The sequence below is a fragment of the Bifidobacterium xylocopae genome (assembly GCF_003315615.1).
Taxonomy (GTDB): domain Bacteria; phylum Actinomycetota; class Actinomycetes; order Actinomycetales; family Bifidobacteriaceae; genus Bombiscardovia; species Bombiscardovia xylocopae.
The window spans coordinates 92,423-114,025 of the sequence record NZ_PDCH01000001.1 but is presented as its reverse complement, the minus strand read 5'-3'; the positions used below and the strand labels follow the sequence as shown (position 1 = coordinate 114,025).

General features: G+C 64.5%; 17 protein-coding genes. 6 read left to right on the top strand and 11 right to left on the bottom strand.

Annotated elements, in window-relative coordinates; genetic code table 11:
• Window positions 1–38 precede the first annotated feature (38 nt).
• The 6 genes from tyrS to CRD59_RS00440 form a co-directional block, all read right to left on the bottom strand.
• Window positions 39–1,361: a tyrosine--tRNA ligase gene (gene tyrS, locus CRD59_RS00465; protein ID WP_113852639.1), complete on the bottom strand. Its 1,323-nt coding sequence runs from the start codon at window positions 1,359–1,361 to the stop codon at window positions 39–41.
• A gap of 113 nt (window positions 1,362–1,474) precedes the next feature.
• Window positions 1,475–2,014 (bottom strand): arginine repressor, encoded by a 540-nt coding sequence (locus CRD59_RS00460; RefSeq protein WP_113852638.1) that lies wholly within the window; start codon window positions 2,012–2,014, stop codon window positions 1,475–1,477.
• A gap of 98 nt (window positions 2,015–2,112) precedes the next feature.
• Entirely contained in the window at window positions 2,113–2,535 is a 423-nt protein-coding gene (locus CRD59_RS00455; RefSeq protein WP_113852637.1) for a hypothetical protein, read from the bottom strand.
• Window positions 2,536–2,790: 255 nt separating this feature from the next.
• A complete protein-coding gene (gene pheT / locus CRD59_RS00450; RefSeq protein ID WP_113852636.1) occupies window positions 2,791–5,394 on the bottom strand; it encodes a phenylalanine--tRNA ligase subunit beta in 2,604 nt (867 codons plus the stop codon).
• 7 nt (window positions 5,395–5,401) lie between these two features.
• Complete coding sequence (gene pheS / locus CRD59_RS00445) at window positions 5,402–6,466, bottom strand: phenylalanine--tRNA ligase subunit alpha (protein ID WP_113852635.1); 1,065 nt, start codon at window positions 6,464–6,466, stop codon at window positions 5,402–5,404.
• Between the two features lie 65 nt (window positions 6,467–6,531).
• Window positions 6,532–7,422: a TrmH family RNA methyltransferase gene (locus CRD59_RS00440; protein WP_113852634.1), complete on the bottom strand. Its 891-nt coding sequence runs from the start codon at window positions 7,420–7,422 to the stop codon at window positions 6,532–6,534.
• A gap of 261 nt (window positions 7,423–7,683) precedes the next feature.
• Here CRD59_RS00440 and CRD59_RS00435 point away from each other — a divergent pair, with 261 nt between their 5' ends.
• On the top strand, window positions 7,684–8,304 hold the full coding sequence (locus CRD59_RS00435) for a superoxide dismutase (RefSeq protein WP_113852633.1): 621 nt from the start codon (window positions 7,684–7,686) through the stop codon (window positions 8,302–8,304).
• A gap of 138 nt (window positions 8,305–8,442) precedes the next feature.
• On the opposite strand, the gene CRD59_RS00430 is transcribed toward CRD59_RS00435, so the two are convergent.
• The 3 genes from CRD59_RS00430 to CRD59_RS00420 all read right to left on the bottom strand — a co-directional run bounded on the left by CRD59_RS00430 (window position 8,443) and on the right by CRD59_RS00420 (window position 13,244).
• Window positions 8,443–10,989 (bottom strand): ATP-binding cassette domain-containing protein, encoded by a 2,547-nt coding sequence (locus CRD59_RS00430; RefSeq protein ID WP_113852632.1) that lies wholly within the window; start codon window positions 10,987–10,989, stop codon window positions 8,443–8,445.
• Window positions 10,986–11,675 (bottom strand): ECF transporter S component, encoded by a 690-nt coding sequence (locus tag CRD59_RS00425; protein ID WP_236632637.1) that lies wholly within the window; start codon window positions 11,673–11,675, stop codon window positions 10,986–10,988. Before CRD59_RS00425 ends, CRD59_RS00430 begins: the two co-directional genes overlap by 4 nt.
• Window positions 11,676–11,867: 192 nt before the next feature.
• The gene (locus tag CRD59_RS00420; protein ID WP_113852631.1) at window positions 11,868–13,244 is read right to left on the bottom strand and encodes a dipeptidase; all 1,377 of its coding nucleotides are present in this window, start codon (window positions 13,242–13,244) and stop codon (window positions 11,868–11,870) included.
• Window positions 13,245–13,318: 74 nt separating this feature from the next.
• Here CRD59_RS00420 and CRD59_RS00415 point away from each other — a divergent pair, with 74 nt between their 5' ends.
• The 5 genes from CRD59_RS00415 to CRD59_RS00395 all read left to right on the top strand — a co-directional run bounded on the left by CRD59_RS00415 (window position 13,319) and on the right by CRD59_RS00395 (window position 19,231).
• Entirely contained in the window at window positions 13,319–13,936 is a 618-nt protein-coding gene (locus CRD59_RS00415; protein ID WP_113852630.1) for a DUF3043 domain-containing protein, read from the top strand.
• A gap of 73 nt (window positions 13,937–14,009) precedes the next feature.
• Window positions 14,010–15,512, top strand: coding sequence for a dihydrolipoyl dehydrogenase (gene lpdA / locus CRD59_RS00410; protein WP_113852629.1), 1,503 nt, complete (start codon window positions 14,010–14,012; stop codon window positions 15,510–15,512).
• Window positions 15,513–15,563: 51 nt separating this feature from the next.
• On the top strand, window positions 15,564–16,295 hold the full coding sequence (locus CRD59_RS00405) for a DUF4191 domain-containing protein (RefSeq protein WP_113852628.1): 732 nt from the start codon (window positions 15,564–15,566) through the stop codon (window positions 16,293–16,295).
• Window positions 16,296–16,416: 121 nt separating this feature from the next.
• Window positions 16,417–17,853: a type I glutamate--ammonia ligase gene (gene glnA, locus CRD59_RS00400; RefSeq protein ID WP_113852627.1), complete on the top strand. Its 1,437-nt coding sequence runs from the start codon at window positions 16,417–16,419 to the stop codon at window positions 17,851–17,853.
• Between the two features lie 82 nt (window positions 17,854–17,935).
• Window positions 17,936–19,231, top strand: coding sequence for an MFS transporter (locus CRD59_RS00395; protein ID WP_113852626.1), 1,296 nt, complete (start codon window positions 17,936–17,938; stop codon window positions 19,229–19,231).
• Between the two features lie 282 nt (window positions 19,232–19,513).
• Here CRD59_RS00395 and CRD59_RS00390 read toward each other — a convergent pair whose 3' ends face one another.
• Window positions 19,514–20,176 (bottom strand): hypothetical protein, encoded by a 663-nt coding sequence (locus CRD59_RS00390; protein ID WP_113852625.1) that lies wholly within the window; start codon window positions 20,174–20,176, stop codon window positions 19,514–19,516.
• 163 nt (window positions 20,177–20,339) lie between these two features.
• Window positions 20,340–21,497, bottom strand: coding sequence for a P-loop NTPase (locus tag CRD59_RS00385; protein ID WP_236632636.1), 1,158 nt, complete (start codon window positions 21,495–21,497; stop codon window positions 20,340–20,342).
• Window positions 21,498–21,603 lie beyond the last annotated feature (106 nt).

Below are 21,603 nucleotides of genomic sequence, written 5' to 3'. Positions count from 1 at the left end.
CAGCGACCCCCCGTTCATTCCTCGTCCGTCCGCTGTCATCAGCGGCGTTCAAGCGCTCCCAAGGCTTTCTTGCCCCTACGAATCAGTGCGAAGCGGCCGCCCAGGAAATCTTCGTCGGTCAGCAGGCGCCCCTGGTCCTCCACCCGCTCATTGTTCAGGTAGACACCGCCGGACTTGATGGTCTTGCGAACCTCGGAAACCGAGCCGAAAAGCCCACTGCCCACCGCCGCGTCGACCAGGCGGTCGCCGGACTCGGCCCGGGCGAAGGCCTTGCCGCCCTGACCGTCGTCGACCATGAGCCCCTGGAGGGCACCCTCAAGCACCCGCTCGTCCAGGTCTGACAGGGCGGTCCCACGCCCGAAGAGGGCTCCGGCAGCATCGAGAGCCCCCTGTGCGGCCTGGTCGCCGTGCACATATGACGTTACCTCCCAGGCGAGTACCCGCTGGGCCTCACGCGCCCCTGGGTTGGTTTCAACCTCGCCGGCCAGACGCTCGATCTCTGCCCTGGGCAGGAAGGTGAAGGTCTTCAACAGCTTCACCACCTGATCATCGGGCTGGTTGAACCAGAACTGGTAGAAGCGGTAGGGGGAGAACATGGACGGATCCAGCCAGACGGCGTTTCCTTCGGACTTGCCGAACTTCTTGCCCTGGGAGTCGGTGATCAATGGGCTGGTCATCACCTGCACGGCCTTGCCGCGCACCTTGCGAATCAGGTCAAGCCCGGATGTCAGATTCCCCCACTGGTCGTTGCCGCCCAGCTGCAAGCGGCAGTCATAGCGGTCGAAGAGCTCCAGGAAGTCGTTGCCCTGCAGGACCTGGTAGCTGAACTCCGTGAAGGAGATGCCCTCATCGGAATTGAGCCGGCGAGCCACCGTATCCTTGGCCAGCATGGTCCCCATACGGAAATTCTTGCCCACATCCCGCAGGAAATCGATGACCCCCATGGAACCGGTCCACTCATAGTTCGAGACGAAACGTACAGGGTTGGAACCCTCGGCCGGCAGGAAGCGGCCGATCTGGGAACGAAGCCGTTCCGCCCATTGGGCCACCGTTTCCCTGGGGTTCAGGGTGCGCTCGCCCGATTGGCGCGGATCACCGATCAGGCCGGTGGCCCCGCCCACGAGCGCAATCGGATTGTGGCCGGCGGCTTGCAGATGACGCATGTTGAGCAGTTGCACCAAATTGCCCACGTGGAGGGAGGGTGCGGTCGGATCGAAACCACAATAATAGGTGACCGGTCCGGAAGCCAGGAGCTCGCCCAGCTGGCGCTCGTCCGTGCACTGGGCAACCAGACCGCGCCACTTCAGCTCCTCAAAGAGCGAATCGAAGCCCGCTTCCTTGAAATCGGTGACCTGTGCCATGAGTGCGTTGCTCCCCTATCGATATATTGGTGGTTGAAGCTCTCGAACGGCCTTATTCTCTCAGGTGAGGCCGACACTGCAGCGGTCGGCCGCCGTAAGCATCCCGGAATCCGTCAAGGCTTGGACCTGGATCCACCCTCCCCGGAAGTCAGGTCCAGGAGCCAGTCGCCCCGTTCCTGGGCGGACTGATCGTCATTGGCGATTATCAGGACCGTATCGTCTCCGGCGATGGTGCCAAGTATGCCCGTCAGGGGTTGGCGGTCCAAGGCGCTGGCCGCGTACTGGGCTGCACCGGACGGGGTGCGTACGAGCAGGAGGTTGCCGGCGCGCTTGACCGAGGTGATCAAACCGGTCAGGACTCGAGTCAGATAGGCCTCTGTCTTGTTTACCTCGCCGCCCTGGGCCATGGAGACCGTCGCGGCCTCGAGCAGGCTCTGATTGGCCACGTCGGGGATCCAATAGGCCAGGACGCCATCGGGGTATCGGATCTTCGCGGCCCCCAACTCGTCCAGATCACGACTCAGCGTGGCCTGGGTCACCTCGATCCCTTGCCCGTTCAGAAGCTTGGCCAGCTGCTGCTGGGATGTGACCTGGTCCTGGGCCACCAACTGACGGATTGCATCGAGACGTGCCGTCTTGCTTGCAGGTCGCACGTTTGCCTCCTCACATAGCGTTCCATTCAACCAGTCTACAGACTATAGCGGCAGATGAATACCTATGCGCAGTCCAGGGCAGGGCTGATATTCCCGGATCAGGCCGTCACCTGATCACCGGAACCGCCCCCGTCGCCCTGTCCGGGGACCATGGCCTGCATCATCTGCCGGTAGAAATCATCAGCGGTCATGCCGGACATGGCCAGCCATACGACCAGGGCCGTATAGATCAGGTTAATGACGACCGCGGCCACCGCCAGGCCGAACCCCTTCATATGGAAGGTTCGTGTGCGGTATATCGCGATGGCGCCCATGATTGCGGAAATCAACGGGACGGGCAGGAACAGGGCCATGACGAATGCGATTACGGCGTACGGGTCCCAGTGGCCGTATGCCGGGTTCTGCTCAGGATCATCCAGGTCGATGCCGTTGAAGAGGTGCTTGCCCCGGTTCGATCGACCGCCAGCTATAGGCGCCGATGGCCGGCGGGAGCCCCTGTCATGAGGGGCATGGGGCCTCATGCCCCGTTTCCCGGCGGTTTCGGCGTCCGAATCGTCATGGGACTGCTCCGGACCGCCATACAGATAGGGGTTCCAGCCCGGGTACTGTTCGGCTCGTGCACCATACTCCGGCTGGGCCCTCTGCCCGTAAGCCGGCTGGGAGGGAGTGGCCGCCTGAGCCTGCCCAGGGGTGCCATCGGCCGAGTCCCGGCCGTTCAGATCAGTATCCGTGATGGCTCCTCACCTTTGTTCCCCAATATGTACGCCATGGTCGTCTCAAGCCCTCAGGCTGGCGCCCAGGTGTTCCGTCCGCTCCACGATGGCCTGGCGAATCCGTTCGCTCTCCTGGGAGGTGAGCGTCCTGTCGGGGGCGCGGAAGGTGACCGCGAATGCCAGTGATCTGACACCTGCTCCAATCTGCTCGCCGGTGAACACATCGAAGAGTTCGATGGACTCAAGCAGATTCCCTGCGGCCTCCTCGATGGCGGCCGTCAACTGCGAAGCCGAGACCGAATCGGGCACCGTGAAAGCCAGATCCTGCCGCACCGGTGGGAAGGTGGATATCGGCTTGGCCTGCAGGGGTTTGAAATCCAGGCCGGCGAAGATGGCATCCAGGTCCAGCTCAAAAGCCGCAGTATGCTCCGGCAAGCCCAGTGCTTCATCCACGTGCGGGTGGAGCTCGCCGACGATGCCGATGGCCTGGCCACCGTCCATGGTCACCCGGGCGGTCCGGCCCGGATGCCACTGGTCCGGCACCGCCCCGGGTTCCGACTGCTCCAAACGATAACGCACACCCAGCCGGTCCAGGACCCGACGTGCAGCCTCGACCGCATCCGTCCAGTCGACATCCCGCCTGTCACCCAGCCAGCCATCGTCCAAAGCCTTGCCGGTCAGCAAAGCGGCAACGTGAAGCCGCTGCTCAGGCAGACCGGCGTCCAGTTGCCTCAGCTGCTCGTCGCTGGGCCGCCGGCCACCAGGAAGGGCAGGGACCGGCGGGGCCTTGGGGTCGTTCATGAAGACGCTACCCAGCTCGTACAACCTGACATTCTCGTTGCCCCGCCGTATGTTGCGCCGGACGGTGTTGGCCAGGGGCAGCAGGAGTTCACGGCGCAGGTACGGACGGTCGCCTGCCAACGGGTTGGCGATCTCGACCGAGACAGGAGCTACAGCCTCTTCCTGGTAGCCGAAGGCCTTGAAGTCCTCCGGGCCGACGAAGGGATAGTCGAGCACTTCGGTCAGACCGTACTCGGCCAGGGTGTCGGCCACCCAACGCTTGCGGACCTGCTCGCCCGTCAGACCGACTTCCCCTGCCACATGCGGGGAAGGTATCGTAACCGGGATGTGGTCATAGCCCACCAGCCGAGCGACTTCCTCCACCAGGTCGCAGGGCTGGGTGATGTCCGGACGCCAGCTTGGCGGCGTGACCAACAGATGACCCTCGCCATGGGGCTCCACACGGCAGCCTACGTCGGTCAGGATACCCGCGATTCGATCAGCCGCCGTATCCAAGGCCACCAGGCGCTTGACATCGCCGACCGGAAAATCGATCGGCGCCATGCCCTCGGTACGGTCATAATCGACGGCTACGGTGTCGGGCCGGGCGGAACCGTACTCAGCCAGCAGGTCTGCGGCCATCTGGGCGGCAGCGGGCTGCATCCTCCAGTCAACGCCCCGCTCGAAGCGCTTGGATGCCTCGGAAGGCAACTTGTGGCGGCGGGCGGAACGGGCGATCGAGACCGTGTCAAAGTGGGCCGACTCAATCATGATGTTGCGTGTCTGGTCCGTCACCTCGCCATAGAGCCCGCCCATGACGCCGGCGATGCCCAGGATGCGCGATCCGCGCTCGCCGTTGGGCGAGTCGGTGATCAGCAGATCCTCGACACTGAGTTCGCGTTCCTTGCCATCCAACGTGGTCAGACGCTCACCCGCCTTGGCCCTGCGGACAACGATCGGTCCTTCCAACTTGTCCATGTCATAGGCATGCAGCGGTTGCCCCAGGTCGAGCATGACATAGTTGGTCACGTCCACCGGCAGGGACAGGGAACGCATCCCCGCGCGGATCAGCCGTCGACGCATCCAGTTCGGTGTGGCTGACCCCGGCTCGTATCCGCGCACGGCGCGCAGGTAGTACCTGTCACAACCGGACCGGCCGTGGATGGGCGCGCGGTCATCGACCTCCACATCCACCGGTGCCCTTGCGGCATCCGCTTCGGCGGTCAACCTGCCAGAAAGCTCAGCCACCGGATCGGCGTAAGCCGCGCCGGTCGAGTGATGGTATTCGCGAGCCACCCCCCTGTACGAGAGGGCATAACCACGGTCCGGCGTGATGTTGATCTCCAGGATGGGATTGTCCAGATGGAGGAGCTTCATGGCGTCATCACCAGGCTTGAGCGACTCGTACTCCTGGGGGGAGAAGCCGTACTCACGCAGGAGGATGATGCCGTTGTGGTCGGAGCCCAGACCGAGCTCCCGCTCGGAGGCGCACATGCCGTCCGAGACGTGTCCGTATGTCTTGCGTGGTTCGATCCTGAAATCGCCGGGCAGGACAGCTCCCGGCAGGGTCACGACGACCTTCTCGCCGGCCGCCATGTTGGGGGCGCCACAGACGATGCCACGGGGGACCTTGTTACCGGTCTCATCCACAGCATTGTACTGATCGCCCACATCGACCTGGCACCAGTTGATGACCTTCCCGTTCCTCTGCGGCTCAGGTTCGGCCGAGACAACATAGCCGACCACGATCGGCCCGGTCACCGTGGAACGGTGGATCTCCTCCTCCTCAAGGCCCACCCTGACCAGGTCCTTGGCCAGCTGCTCGTATGTCAGTCCGTCGGGCAGCTCAACGTGGCTCTGCAACCAATCTATATCCACCATCGGCATGGCTTGCTCACTCCCCCATCACGAACTGATCGCTGAATCGCACGTCGCCCTCGACCAGGTCGTGCATGTCGTTGATATCGTGGCGCAGCAGCAGGGTGCGCTCCATCCCGACACCGAAGGCGAAGCCGGAATACCTGTCGGAGTCGATGCCGGCGGACTTGAGGACGTTCGGGTTGACCATGCCGCAGCCCCCCCACTCGATCCAGCCGGGACCGCCCTTTTTGTCGGGGAACCACAGGTCCATCTCGGCTGAAGGCTCGGTAAAGGGGAAGTAGGAGGGACGCAGACGCGTACGGGCGCCCTCGCCGAACATGGCGACGGCCAACTTGTCCAACACACCCTTCAGATCAGCCATGGTCAGGCCTTCATCCACGGCCAAGGCCTCGCACTGATGGAATACGGGTGTGTGGGTGGCATCCAGCTCGTCGGTGCGGAAGACGCGCCCCGGACTGGCGATGTAGAGGGGCACGCCGCGCTCGATCAACGCCCGAACCTGGTCGGATGAGGTCTGGGTGCGCAGGACGAGGTTGGAACCGACGAAACCGGCCGCGTCCTTGGCCTGGGAACCCTTTACATAGAAGGTGTCCTGCATCTGCCTGGCCGGATGATCCGGGCTCAGGTTCAGCGCGTCGAAGTTATACCACTCGCTCTCCACCTCAGGCCCCGAAGAGATGCGCCAGCCCATGGAGACGAAGAAGTCCTCCACATCCTCCATCAGCTTGGCCAGAGGGTGGCGTGCCCCTAGGGGACGGCGCTCAACCGGCAGGGTCATGTCCACACGTTCGGCGGCCAGCTTGGCCTGCTCGGCCTGCTCGGCCAGCCGATTCTCCATAAGACCATAGGCCCGGCCGAAATCGGCCTTGAGCTTGCCCATCAGCTGTCCAGCGGTCTTTTTCTGGTCCACAGGCAGTGAGCCGATCGACCTGCTGGCCTGCACCATGGCCGAACCGGCCCCTGCATACCTGGCTTTCAGGGCCTTGAGCTCCTCCAACGTGGATGCCTCGCGGACCTTCTGGATGCCTTCGGCGACCTCGTCGGTCACTGCGGCCGGATCGAATCCCTCATCTGCCAATTTGAGCCCTTCCCCGCGGAGGAAACCCCACGAAAACCGCCGTCATTCCAGTCTTCTCACTGTGGTCACATTCTTCCAAGACGACTCGACATAGCAAGGGCGTAAAGCATGACCGAGGCCGAGGTAGCCAGGTTGAGCGATTCGGCCTGCCCGTATATTGGGATGGAGACGATGTCCCGGGTCCGGGCCAGGACCGATTCGGGTAGTCCCCTGGCTTCGTTGCCGAACAGGACCGCCGTGGGCCTCATACCGCAGTCGCGTGTACGCGCCAGGTAGTCGGGCAGGGATTCCGGCCTGAGATCGGTGGTGCCGTAGACGTCCGCCGCCAGCACGTCCAGGCCCAGGCTGTCGCAGTGCCCGAAGAAGTCATCCGTTGACAGGCGGACCACGGGGATATGGAAAATGGAACCGGCGGTGGAACGCAGGACCTTGGGATTGTAGGGGTCCACACACTCATCCACCAGTACCAGCGCCCGGCACCCGGCCGCATCGGCCGCCCGGATGATGGTGCCGGCGTTGCCTGGGTCCCTGACCTGCCACAAGGCCGCGACGAGCCCGGGGGCGCTGCCATCCGCCTGAGCGGGGGCGAGCGCGCTGTCGGCGTCGACGGCCATCGCATCGAGCCTGCCGACCGCGGCGATGCCTTGGGCATCCTTGGATATGACCCTCATGACACGGGCCGAGACATAGTGGATGTAAACCTCCGGGGCCTGGGACTGAGCCTGCTTGCGGATACGCGCCACGACGGGGCTGACAGCAGACAGGTCGCCGTCGGTCGCCTCGATGTAGAGGTCGGTGAGCGCCCGGGGCCGGCAAAGCACCGCCTCGCGCACGCTCTGCGGCCCTTCCACCAGGAAGCGTCCATGGCGCTGCCGTTGCCGGCGGTCGGCCAGGTCGGCCACCCTGCGAATCCGCTCCGAGCGGAAGTTGTCGATGATTTCGCGATATTCGGGCATAGGGCCACTGTAACGGCGGACCAGGCCAAACATGCTCCGATGGACCGGCCTGGACGCTCCCCCCGAGGACCTGAAACCTAAGAATGTGGGGTACCTCACTCAAGTGGCCCCGGCCGGGGTCTTGGCAGCCCACAGGTTTGCGGATAGGCTGGTTGGACAAGCCAAGTCGACTTGCGTAACGCAGAACGATGCTGAGTCCTGTGCGCGCCGAGCGAAGGCGCTCATACGGCGGCATACGACTGAAACAATGAAGGAGGCGTCATGCCAGTATATACTTTGCCTGACCTGCCCTATGATTACTCGGCTCTCGAGCCCTACATCTCCGGCAGGATCATGGAACTCCACCATGACAAGCACCATCAGGCCTATGTCAACGGTGCCAACAAAGCGCTGGAGCAAATCCACGACGCCGCCGAGTCCGGCAATGTGGCGCAGTCCAACCTGCTGGAGAAGAACCTGGCCTTCAACCTGGCCGGTCACAAGAACCACACCATCTTCTGGAAGAACATGGCCCCGGCCCAGGATGAAGAGCCCACCGGGGAGCTCAAGGCCGCCATCGACGAGCAGTTCGGCTCCTTCCAAGGCTTCCGGACCTACTTCGAGTCCATGTGCGCCGGAATCCAGGGCTCCGGCTGGGCCGTACTGGCTTGGGACAGCCTGGGCGAGCGCCTGGTGACCCTGCAGATGTACGATCACCAGGGCAACCTGCCGGTCACGATCTTCCCGCTGGTCCTGCTGGACCTGTGGGAGCATGCATACTACCTGGACTACCAGAACGTGCGCGCCGACTATGTCAAGGCCTGGTGGCATATCGTCAACTGGGAGGACGCCTCCAAGCGCTTCGATGAAGTGCGCAACCTGAACACGACCCTGGTCAAGTGACACCGTGCGGGGGCCACCCGGCGAACATGCGGTAGACTACCGATCACGTCATTGTTGTAACTCCGGCGAGAGCCCGCCGCTTCGGACTGAGATGTCCGATGCGGCGGGCTCTCGCTGTTGTTTGGGCGGTCAGGCCGCTCAGTTGCCGAAGAAGGCGAAGGTGCCGCAGGCCCAAGCCACGCCCAGGGAGATGACCGGCACGCACAGGCAGATCGTCAGAAACACCCAGTCACGGGGACGAACGACCGATACCCGGGCATGGGAGCGCGGACCCACACCGCCGAATCCTCTGGCTTCCATGGCCTCGGAGAGTGTGGTGGAACGGCGAATGGAGAGGACCAACAGGGCGAAGGCCTGGGGCAGGAAGGCTTTGACGCGGCTCTCATCGCCTAGACCGCGGGAACGCCGGGAGGCGCTCAAGGCCGTCCAGTCGTCCCGCAGGACCGAGAACAGTCGCAGACCTGCGAGCCCCCCGTAGACGAACCGGTCGGGAAGGTGAAGGACCTGGCTGAATGAATCGGCCAGGTCGGTGGCATCGACACCGAGCATCATGATGATGGCGGGTATGCCGATGGCCAGAACGCGCAGTGCCGTGGCCGCAGCCAGCGCCGCGGAACGCTCGGTCACAAGCATGAGTCCCCAATGCCACAGGACCGCTCCGCCGGATTTGCCATAGAGCAGGACAGCGATGGCCGAACCGGGCGCTCCCACGAACAATGGCCAGCTGGAACGGACGATCCGCCGGGGGGTGAAACCGGCCAGCATCAGCAGGGCCGTCTCCAATCCCAGGGCTGTCAGGGCCGAGAGCCAGTCCAGGCTGAACAACAACGGCAGGGCCAGGAGGAAGGCCCCTATCAGGCGGAAGGAGGGGTTGAGCGAGGCGACATAGGGCGAGCGACTGGCCCGTCTGGGCTCCTCGGTCCGCTCTTTCATGGCCTTGACGGGCAGGAGCATCCCAGCGGCCGCTCCATGTGGCACCGATGAATGCCCGGGCCGGGCTGGGGGTGTGCCGCCTGCATCCTTCAAAGGAATGTTCGACATCACCTGTGAAGACCGGCCCCGGGTGGACCGCTGGTTCCAGGATCCTGACGACCCCCGTGGCCGCAGCTCCACCACCCGTGCTCCGAGCGCACCTACCAGCTGGCGGTCGTGGGTTACGACGATGATCGAGACCCCCCGGCCGCGAAGGCCGGCGATCAACTCGGCCATGTTGGTCCATGTGACGCGGTCCTGGCCGAAGGTGGGCTCATCCAGGATCAGCACCTTGGAAGCTGCGGCCAGGGCCGAGGCGACCGTCAGACGGCGCTTCTCACCCCCGGAGAGGGTGTAGGGGTTGGCATGGGCGTACTGACCCAGGTGGAAGCGGTCGAGCAGGGCCCAGGCTCGTTCCCGGGCCTCCCCCTCCCCCAGGCCGGTGCGTTCGGGGGCCAGCATGACCTCATCCAGGACCGACCCTCGGGCGAACTGGTGCTCGGGGTTCTGGAAGACATACGAGATGCGGGAGGCCAGCTGGGTCGAGCTCCATGATATGGGATCGGGTTCCTTGGGGCCGTCCGCGCCCAGCAGTTCCGGCGATGCCTCCACACGGCCGCCCAGGGGTTTGAGGAGCCCGGCCAAGGTCATGGCCAGGGTGGACTTGCCTGCTCCGTTGTCGCCGACCAGTGCAGTGATCTGTCCGGGACGGAAATCCAGATTGATGCCGTCGGCTATGGCCTGGCTGCCGCGGCCGACCGCCAGCGAACGCACGGAAAGCAAGGGCCCGCCCTTGCCCTCGGCCGCCGGCCGCCCAGGCCCACCCTGAGAATGAATCGGATTCACGCGGTCCCCGGGCCTGGCGTATCGTTCGGGCACCCAGATTCCCAAGGACGCAAAATCCAGGTCGGAGCGGTGGAAGACTTCGTCAGGGGTGCCGTCCGCCATGATGACCGTGCGACGGAATCCATGTGATTCCTCCTGGCCCAGCCCCAGAACCACCACCCTGTCAATCATGTCGATCCAGGGGCCCGCCCGGTGCTCGACCAGCACCATAGTGGAGCCTCGCCGGTCCAGGATCGCCCGGACTGCGCCAACCACCTGCCCTACACCGGCAGGGTCAAGGTTGGCGGTCGGCTCGTCCAGCAGGAGCACGCCGGGCTCCATGGCCAACGCCCCGGCCAGGGCCAACCGCTGCATCTGCCCGCCCGACAGGTGGGTGACGGAACGGTGGCGCTGAAGATCGGCCAGACCCACGGCGGCCATGCTCTCCTCAACCTTCCGCCAGATTAGATCCCGGGACAGGCCCATGTTCTCCGGACCGAAGGCGACATTGTCACCGACCCGCTGGAAGATCGCTTGGGCATCCGGGTCCTGCAGGACCAGTCCCACACGCCCCAGGGCCTGGTCCGCCGGCAGCCCGTCGACGGTGATCCGGCCCTGGCGCAGGCCGCCGTCCGCATCCTCGATGGGTGCGCCGGGATCGTCGTCGGCCTCCGATCCGCCGGCCCCCAGCAGACCGGCGGCCCCACGGAGGATGGTGGACTTGCCGATGCCGGAGGCCCCCAGAAGAAGGACACGCTGGCCGGCCGGCACGCTCAGGCTGAAATCCCGCACCGAGAAATGGGCCCTGGACGCATGCTTGTAGCCCCAGCCATGAAAAACGAGGGAAGCGGGCCGTCCCGATCCCTGCGGGCTCTGAACCGCGCTCACCTATGGGCGCCCCGGGCCTGGCGACCCGATTCGAAGCGGTCAAGGGCACCGGTCCCGGCGATGGCCAGATACAGGTGCCAGACGATGAAACCCGCGAAGACCAAGCCGGAGGCGACCGTGGCCAGCAGGGAGACCAGGCCGTAGGGACCGCTGATCGAGATGGCCTGCAGGTTCGTCACGAACATGTACAGCCAGCACCCAACCGCCGACAGGACACCCGACAGGAGGGTCGTCGCCATGTTCCACACCTTGTAGGCGAAGGGCAGGAAGGCCAGCTCGGCCATGGCCCCTTGCAGAAGGCCGATAAGGAAGGTCTCCACGGGCACCCACTGGCTACCCATCAGGGATTCGAGGACCGCGGCTACCACTTCGGCGTAGACCCCAGCGCCAGGTTTGCGCACGATGAGCAGGGCCAGTGGCCCGGCGAAGAGCCACAGCCCGTTGAACAGACCACCCAGACCGGGCACGATGCCTTCCAGTATCGGAATGGGGGCCACGGAGATCATCGCCACCAGCCAGTAGATCAGGGCGGAGGCCACGCCGATGACCGATGCCACAGAGATGTCGGCCACCCGCCAGCGGAAGCGGTGGGACCGTGCGGGTTCGTGGAAAACCGGGTTACGGCCGTACCCTGGATACTCCTTGGTCATGATGTGCCTTTCGTCGTCGCGCGCAGGCCTGTCCATACGCGCTTCCAATAAGGCACGGGAAGCGACATCCGTGCGCCGGCATTACCCGGTATACGTTCGTCCGGTTGAGGCTGAGCCTCATCTCAGCCACGCGCCCCGGTCCCTTTGGACCCTCAAGCACGCAGCCCCCGTGTCGCCCCTCATCCTAGGTCCATCCCCGGTCAAGGGAACCGTCAGCCGGGCACCGGATCATCGGGCCGAGAAGGCCAGCTTGTCCAACAGGAGGGCTTCGGTGACGATGTTCTTCCTCAACCCGCTCAGGGAGATGGATTCGTTGGGGCTGTGGGCATTGGTCTGGGGGTCCTCCGGACCTGTGACCAGGACCTGCGCGCCCGGGAAGATGCGCTTGAGCTCGGGGATGAAGGGGATGGAACCTCCCTCGCCCTTGTTGACCGGCGCAACGCCGAAAGCCTCCTCCATGGCCTCCTGGGCGTCCTTGACGGCAGTGGAGGCGGCATCCATGGCCCAACCCTGTCCGGTGTCCAGCGGCTCCACGCTGACCTGGGCCCCGAAGGGTGCGTGGCTGATGAGGAAGTCGCCCAGGGCCTTCATGGCCTCCCCGGGTTCCTGGGTCGGGGCGGTGCGCAGGGAGATGCGGAAACGTGCCGTGTCCGCTATCACGTTGAAGGAACCATCGACCGGGTGGGCGTCGAATCCGATGATCGAAGCCGACGGCTTGGTCCACAGACGCTCGGCCAGGGAACCTGACCCTGCCAGTCGGTATGAGTCAACTATGCCGGCGTCGGCGCGCACCTGCGCTTCGTCCAGGTCGTGCTGGAGGCCGCCTATCGGCCGGTCCGCCTTGACGCCGGGCACGGCCAGGTCGCCGTTGCGGTCGTACATGGAGGCGATCAGCATGGCGGCAAGGGTGTTGGCGTCGAGGATGGGCCCGCCGAACTGTCCGGAGTGGACCGGATGCTCCAGGACCTTGACGGTGACGTCCAGATCCAGGTTCCCACGCAACGACGTGGTAAGGCTGGGCACATCCGGTGCCCAGTTGCCGGAGTCGGCGACGATGATCACATCGGACTCGAACTCGTCGCGGTGGGCCTCGATGAAGGGAATGAAGGAAGGAGAACCCATCTCCTCCTCCCCCTCGATGAAGACCTTGATATTGACCTTCAGATCATCGCCCAGGGCCTGTAGGGCACCCGAATGGATGGCGATGCCGCCCCCGTCGTCGGCGGAGCCGCGTCCGTAGAGGCGATCAGCGCGTTCGGTCGCGGTGAATGGGTCAGTGTCCCACTGCCCGGCATCCGGCACGGGCTGTACATCATGGTGGGCATAGAGCAGGACCGTGGGAGCCTGCGGGTCCACCTCCCTGGAGCCCACGACCTCGAAGGCGCCCGGGGTCCCGTCAGGGTTGGCGGATTGGACCACCCTTGCCTGCACGCCGACCTTCCGCAACTCCTCGGCCACGAAATCGGCCGACCGCCGCATGTGCTCCCCGTCGATGCCTTCAGCGGAAATCGAACGAAGCGCCACCTTCCGGCCCAACAACTGCACGATGCGGGGCCAATCGGCTTCCACACGCTCCCTGATCACCTGCGCGTCCGCGGCTGCCATGACTGCCTCCTCATAAGCCTGTCGGGCAAGGCCTGACGCCCGCCCGCGTCTAGGCGTCACCGTAACCTGTTCGCATGACATGGAAGCTATTCAAGGGCCACGGTTCCGACGATTCAACGGCCGGACAGGACCTCGAGGGCCGGGAAGGCGATCGCAGCGGGGGCAAGGGCCGTCCAACGCCCAAGCGCCGGCAGGCCGAGCAGCGCAACCTGCGCCCGCTGGTGCCAAAGGACCGCAAGGCCAGTCGTAAGGCCGCCAAGGCCCGTCTGCGCGCCAAGGAGAACGAGCAGTACGAAGCCATGCGCACCGGCGACATCAGCCACATGCCCAAGGCCGAAAGGTTGCCCTGGCGTATCTACATCCGGGACTATGTGGATGCCCGCTTCGGCATCGCCGAATTCACGATGCCCATGATCCTGATCTTCTTCGTCGTCACCATGTTCGGTATGACGCTCTCCCCCAGGATCTATACGATCGCGATGATTGCCATGTACGCCTACATCGTCGCGGTCATCATCGACCTTGCTTTCATGTGGTTCAAGCTCAAAAAACGTCTGGTCGCCAAGTTCGGCGAGCGCGCCGTTGCCAAGGGGTCACGGTCCGGTTCGTACGCCTGGATGCGTGCGTGGCAGTACCGGCGCTGGCGGATGCCCAAGCCGCGTTATCCCAAACGCGGCCATTGGCCCGAGTGATTCCCGCTTGCGGGCCACACTTCCCGGCGGCGCAGGACTGGAATAGCAGCCGCATACGCACTATGATCAATGTATGAGCGAAGACGCGGAAACACAGACGAATACTGCAACGGTTCCCACAATCAATCCGGTTCCCGATTCCCACTATGATGTCGTGATCATCGGTTCAGGGCCGGGAGGCTACTCGACGGCCCTGCGTTCCGCCGAATTGGGTGCGCACGTCGCCCTGATCGAACGCGATCCGGTGGTCGGTGGCACCTGCCTGAACCGGGGTTGCATACCGACCAAGGCGCTGATCACCGCCACACACGCCATCTCAACAGCCCGGGATGCCGCCCGGATGGGTGTGGATGTCAGGCCGGTGGGCATCGACTTCGCCAAGCTGAACGGCTTCAAGCGTGATTCGATCGATGGGATGACCGGCGGGCTCAGTCAGCTGCTGGCCCAGCGGAAGGTGAGCGTCTTCCACGGACTGGCGCGAGTCAGTGGACCAGGTCAGGTGGAGGTGGTGGCTGACGACGGCTCCACCAGTACCCTCCAGGCCACCGATATCGTCATCGCCACCGGTTCCAGGTCGCTGCCGCTGAAAGGGCTGCCTTTCTCCGACCAAGTGATCGACTCTGACCGGGCCTTGGACCTGGAACGTTTCCCCGAGCGACCTGTGATCATCGGTGCCGGCGCTGTGGCCGTGGAATTCGCCTCCATCTGGCAGGCGGCGGGCTCCCAGGTCACCATGCTCATCCGCAAGGACCGCGTCATGTCCGGCTGGGACCGCAGGACGGCGGTCACCCTGACTCGGGAGTTGAAGCGGCAAGGCATCCGCATAATCACAGGCTCCCAATGCACGGAAGTCCGGACCGGTGGTGGAGACGAGGACCTCCTGGTCTCCTACCGCCCCATAGCCCAGACCGATGGGGAAGCCTCCGACGGACGGATAGGGGCCGACAAGGTCCTGGTCGCCATCGGACGCCGCCCCAATACGGACCAGGACTGGTTCGCCCGTACCGGCATCTCGCTGGACGGGCATGGCATGGTCGTCACCGATCCATGGGGCCGCACCAGCATGCAGGGAATCTGGGCCTTGGGCGACATCACACCGGGTTACCATTTCGCCCACCGGGCCTTCGAGCAGGGCATCGTGATCGCCGAAGCCATCGCCGGACTCAATCCGAGTCCCGTCGACGAGGCCACTGTGCCCCAGGTCGTGTTCTCCACACCGCAGGCGGCCAGCGTGGGTCTCACCCGTCAGGAGGCACAGGCCAAGGAGGAGCTGACGGACGTGCGCGAAACCCCCTATCCCATGCAGGGCAACGCCCGTATGAGAATGAGCGGGTCGAACGGCTCGCTGAGCCTGGTGACCGCCTGCCGGACCGACCAGCCCGATGTACGCCTGGTGGTGGGCATCCACATCGTCTCTCCTGAGGCCGCAGAGCAGATCGCCGAGGCCGAGCAGATCGTGGGCGCACGCACCCCGCTGAGCACGGCCGCGCGCCTGATCCACCCCCACCCCACCTTCTCCGAGACTCTGGGCGAAGCCCTGCTCAAGGCCGACGGACGGCCCCTGCACATGCGCTAGACTGGTTCCCTGGACCGAACGACGAACACAGAGCATTCACAAGAGGATGGCATGGCTTCAGACAGCAAGAAGGACAAGAAGAGCAAAAAGAGCAGCACGATCTCTCAGATTCGGCAGATCTTCAAGTTCACCTACGCGGACGACAGGTCCCTGCCCTGGTACATGGCCGTCGCATTCATCCTGCCCGTCCTGGTCGCCGTCGCCATATGCCTGGTCATGAGGACCGGCTGGCTCACCTGGATCCTGACGATCCTCCTGGGCGTCATGGTCGGCGTCCTTCTGGCCACCATCACCCTGACGCGTCGCTCGGACCGTGTCGGATACCGGCAGATGGATGGACGGCCAGGGGCAGCCGGGGCCGTCCTCGCCAACATCAGCAAGGCGGGCTTCGACTTTCCCCAGGATCCGGTCTGGATTGATCCGAAGACGAAGGACGCCGTCTGGCGTGGATCCGGCCGCACGGGGGTCTACCTGGTCGGCGAGGGTGATTACGGCCGCGTCATGAAGGCCATGAACCGCGAAGAGGAACGGGTCAGGCGCATCACCCAGGGTTCGGCCATTCCCATCTACCGGATATCGGTGGGCCGCGGCGACAAGCAGGTCCCCTTGGAGAAGCTGCAGAGGACGATCATCCGCAAGAAGGTCAAGCTCACATCCGAGGAGCTCGACCAGCTCAAGGGCCGCCTCAAGACCCTGCAGATGCGCCAGTCCTCCCTGAACATGCCGAAAGGCGTCGACCCCACCAAGGTACACGTCTCACGCCGGGCCCTTCGGGGCAAGTAGACCCAGGGACGGCTGAGGCCGGAGAACGGGGAAACACGCTCGTAACCTGCCGTTCGCGTGGATTCGTGCCAGCGCTCCTAGACTGGTGGCTATTGCGTTTCGCTATGAAAGGAGCGGTCCGGTGACCGATCTTAAGACCAAGGAAGACTGCCAGGCGCTGATTGACCAGGAAGGCGTGGAGTATGTCTCCATCTGCTTCACGGATCTGATTGGCGTGCTCCAGCACATCACGGTGCCGGCCAGCGAGTTCATCGACAACGCCTTCACCGACGGCATGGCCTTCGACGGCTCCTCCATGGCGGGTTTCCAGGCGATCAACGAATCCGACATGAAGCTGGTCCCCGACCCGCAGACCGCCTATATCGACCCCTTCCGCAAGCATAAGACCCTGGATGTGGTCTTCTCGATCGTCGATCCGGTCACCGATGAACCATACTCACGCGACCCCCGGCAGGTGGCCGCCAAGGCCGAGGCCTACCTGAGGTCCACCGGCATCGCCGACACCGCTTCATTCGCCCCCGAAGCCGAGTTCTTCCTCTTCGACAAGGTCCGGTTCGAGAATTCCATGCGCCGGTCCTTCTACGAGGTTGATTCAATCGAGGCCCCGTGGAATTCCGGTCTGGACACCGAATCTGACGGATCGGCCAACATCGGTTTCAAGAACAAGGTCAAGGGCGGATATTTCCCTCTTCCCCCGGTGGACCACTACCAGGACCTGCGCGACGACATGGTGTCCAACCTCCAGCGCGTGGGACTGATCCTGGAGCGCTCCCATCACGAGGTGGGAGGCGCAGGCCAGCAGGAGATCAACTACCGCTACAACACGCTGACCCACGCGGCTGACGATCTGATGAAATACAAGTACGTGGTGCATGAGACCGCCGCCATCAACGGCAAGGCCGCCACATTCATGCCCAAGCCGATCGCCGGCGACAACGGCACCGGCATGCACTGCCACCAGTCCCTCTGGCGCTCCGGCTCACCCCTCTTCTACGACGAGAAGGGCTACGGCGGCCTGTCCGACATCGCCCGCTGGTATGTGGGCGGCCTGATCGAGCACTCCTCTTCGGTGCTGGCCTTCACCAATCCCACGCTCAACTCATACAAGCGCCTGGTACCCGGCTACGAGGCACCCGTCAACCTGGTCTACTCGGCCCGCAACCGCTCGGCCGCCATCCGCATCCCCCTGGCCGGCACCTCCCCAGCCGCCAAGCGCATCGAGTTCCGTGCACCGGACCCCTCCTGCAACCCCTACCTGGCCTTCTCGGCCCAGCTGATGGCCGGCCTGGACGGCATCGTCAACCACACAGAGCCCCCGGCCCCGATCGATAAGGACCTGTATGAGTTGCCGCCCGAGGAGCACGACCAGATCAAGCAGGTGCCCGCATCCCTGGGTGAGGCCTTGGATGCGCTTGAATCCGACCATGATTTCCTGACCGAGGGCGAGGTCTTCACCGAGGACCTGATCGACACCTGGCTAGACCTGAAGCGCGGTGAGATCGGCCAGGCCAGACTCGCCCCGACTCCGTTGGAGTATGAGCTCTATTTCCATATCTAGACGGCGACGCCAGGAACACCCCGGCCGTCTGGCCGGGGTTTTTCGATATACAGTGGAAGTTTGAAAGCGAAAGAAGGCGCATGTGCGTTGGCTCCGTGAGTTCATGGGACTGCCGGTCTACCTGCGCTCCATGCTGATCGTGGATCTGGTCTGCAATTTCGGTATCGGCCTGGTCATGCCCATCGAGCTTCTGTTCACCACCCACTCCCTGGGTGCAACCATGAGTGAAGCCACGTTGACGGTCACCGTCTCCTCCGTGGGGTCCCTCATCTGCCATCCGATCATCGGCTGGGTATCCGACAAACGCTCCGCCTGGCTGGGCATGTACCTGGCCCTGGTCTTCTCGGTCATAGGACCGGTCCTGTTCGCCTTCGCACAATCCTTCCCCATGGCGCTCGTCGCGGCGTTCATCTCCGGACTGGGCATGTCCATGGCGACGGCCTGGACCAGCATTCTGACCTTGATCTCGACGGAGGAGCAGCACAACATCGTCTACGGCATCAACCAGGCTGAGCTGAATCTGGGCATCGGCCTCGGTGCCGCAGTAGGCGGCCTGATAGCAGCCGGTGGATCCGACTTCCTCTACAGGATGGGCTTCGCCGCCAGGGGCGTCGGCTTCGCCTTCGTCGCATGCGCCCTGCTCATCCTGGAGCGGCGCTACCGTCTGCGCGACCTGACCTCCCGCAGGATGATCAAAGCCCACCAGGTCGATACCAGACCCACCCCGGCCACGTCATCCCCCTATCCGACCGCCGAATCATCTACCGGCCTGACACGGCAGGTCCTGGTCACGATGGCCCTGCTGACGGTCGGTACCCTGTTCATGGACATCTTCGGCTACTCGCAGTTCGACGCTGGCCTGGTGACCACTCTTATCTCCGACCCGCATGTCCCCCGCTGGTCGCTTTCCCTGGTTGACGTGGTCAACACCTTCGCTGTGGTCATCATGAACGTCATCCTCCTGCCCAGGCTCAAGAACGGCAATCATGTAGCCATGCTGCGTACTGTTCCCCTGTGTTGGGCGGCCGCCTGGCTCCTGATCGACCTCGCCCTGACGTTCTCGACCACCGCATCAGCCCTGGCGCTGGCCTCCTTCGGCATCATTGTTTTCGGTTTCGGCGAGGTCATGCTGGGCATCTCCCAGCCTGTGGTGGCCGCCAGACTGGCCGGTGCGCGATTCAGCGGCAGGATGTTCGGCCTGCTCAATACCGCCCAATCACTGGGCTATATCTTCGGCCCCCTCTTCGCCTCGTTCGTCCTGGCCGGCCACCAGCCGATCCCGCTGCTGACCGCCTGCGCCATCGGCCTGGTCATCATCGCCCTACCCTGGTTCCTCTTCATACGAACGGCAAAGAGCGTGCGTGCACACACCGCCTGACCAGGAAAGGACGCCCACGCTGTGCCCGTCCGACGCTGATTCACGCCCGACATTGACTTACGCCCGGCGATCAGACCAATCCGATCAGCGAGCCGGTGCGTATGCCTCCCATTTCACTGGCCTGTAACCCTGGCCTGATGCCCTGGCCCGAAGCCCCCGGACAGCACGTGGGGAGGCCCAGTCATCCGGTTCGGATGCCCCTGCATAGCCCTTTTCACGCCGCCCCTTGGACTCAATCCCCTTCCATCGAAGCACGGATGGAGCGATGGGTGCGTCTGCGGCTCAGTCCAGCACGTATACCGCCTGCCTGTAGTCCTGGTAGCTCATGGCGGATACGGGACCTCCGCTGTGGTCGATTAAACGTGTGTGGCTCACGTCCTCCCCCGGATAGCCTGCACCCACACCGGCCGGGAAGATCGTGTAGGCAATCGCATGCCCGTTCCTGGGCTCCATCTCCAGATCCAACGCAGCATCCACACGGCCTGAGGCACCGGTGGCTCCGGGCGTGACCTGGTAGATATGCAGGGACGCCCCATCTGCTTCCACCGAGCAGTTGGGAACCACGGTGGCCTTGGCCCCGGCGGCGTTCGTATAGGTGCCTTGGTAGGCTGCACAGCCGCCTCCGGGGTTGGGCTGGCTTGATCCGGGGTCGGTCTGGCCGGCCGAGGACGGCGCGGATGCCTGGTCTCCGGGCCGTGGGAATGCGGAGGCTGGGGGCTTGGCCGAAGCCGACCGCTTGGCCTGATCGCCGGCCCGACGCTTGGCTGCGGCCTTTGAGGCGGAGGCCTGCCGCCCGGCTTCAGCACGGGCGTTCGCACGGGAGGAGGACACCCCCCAGGCGCCCAGGGCGACCACCAGGACCAGTACCACCGCAGCGGCCACCAGGATGACGGCCTTGCGCCGACCGGGCTTCTCCTGCGACTCGCCTTCGTGCCCTCGTACCATGATTGAACGCTCCCTCCCCGGTCGTCACCACCATTGTCTTTGCCAGTGTACTGTCAGGTCCGGCATCGGCGCTGCGCGAACCGATATATCCCACCAAACCACCGTAGTCGCCTGATCCATGCAAGTGTCCGACCCAACCGTCGGCAGCGGACTCCGACGACGCTCAGGCCATCAGGTTTCGGGCCAGCCCCTCGAAGGCTGCGGCCATGGGCGTGTCGGCCAAGCCCCCCTCGGCGTCGAGGACTGCAGGCCGCCCGCCTTCACCCGCCTCGCGTAGGGCCGTGTCCAGGGGCAGCTGGGCCAGGAGCGGCACCGGACGGTCCAGGTCGCGACTGAGCTGGTCAGCAACCCGCCGGCCGCCGCCCTCGCCGAAGATGTGCAGCCGCTCACCCCGGTGGTCATACCAGGACATGTTCTCCACCACTCCACGCACACGCATGGGAACCTGCAAAGCCACCAGGCCTGAGCGCACGGCCACGTCGGAGGCCGAAGGCTGGGGGGTGGTAACGACGACCAACTCGGCGTTCGGCAGGGCCTGCGCCACTGATATGGCCATGTCTCCGGTGCCCGGTGCCAGATCCAGGACCAGGACATCGGGCTCCCCCCACCACACGTCGGTCAGGAATTGCTCCAGGGAGCGCTGCAGGCGGGGCCCCCGCCACAGGATGGCACGTTCGGAACCGGCGAACATGCCGATTGAGATGAGCTTGACGCCCCATGCGGTGACCGGCATCAGCATGCCGTTCAGGTTGGTGGGCCGGGAGTCCACGCCGAACAGGCCCGGCAGGGAGAAGCCGTAGATGTCCGCGTCGATGGCGGCCGTGTCGTATCCCAAGGCGGCGAAGGTCGCGGCCAGGTTGGCGGCCACCGAGGACTTGCCCACTCCCCCCTTACCGGAGGCGATGGCGAAGATCCTGGTCCTGGAACCGGCCTTGGTGAAGGGGTTGGCCCGGCGCTCGGCCTTGAGCTGGTCCACCAGGGCTGTCAGCTTGTCCCGGCTCATGGAGGAGACCTCCTGGTGGGGGCGCAGGATGGCCTTTGAATAGGAGGATACGGCTGCGTCGATGCGCTCGGCGATCGTACGAGTCAACGGGCAGCCCTCGATGGTCAGCTCCACGTATACGGTCACGTCGAAGACCGGCCTGTCGGCCCCGCCGATCCGGTCGGGCCCATCGGGCGACGCTTCCACCAGGATGTCGGTGACCATGCCCAGGTCGGTGACCGAACGACCCAACTCCGGGTCGATGACACGACTGAGGCGCGCGAAGACATCGCCCTTGATCCGGCGGGCGAAGGCCTCCATGTCGTTATCCGCTAGCATGTCCCTCCTTCAAGCAGCCACCATGCCCCGGCATACCGGAAACGTCCGGAGGCGGGCCGGGTGGAAGTCCAACCCTATCGCCCTCCAAGGGCGGCTCGCCAGGCAG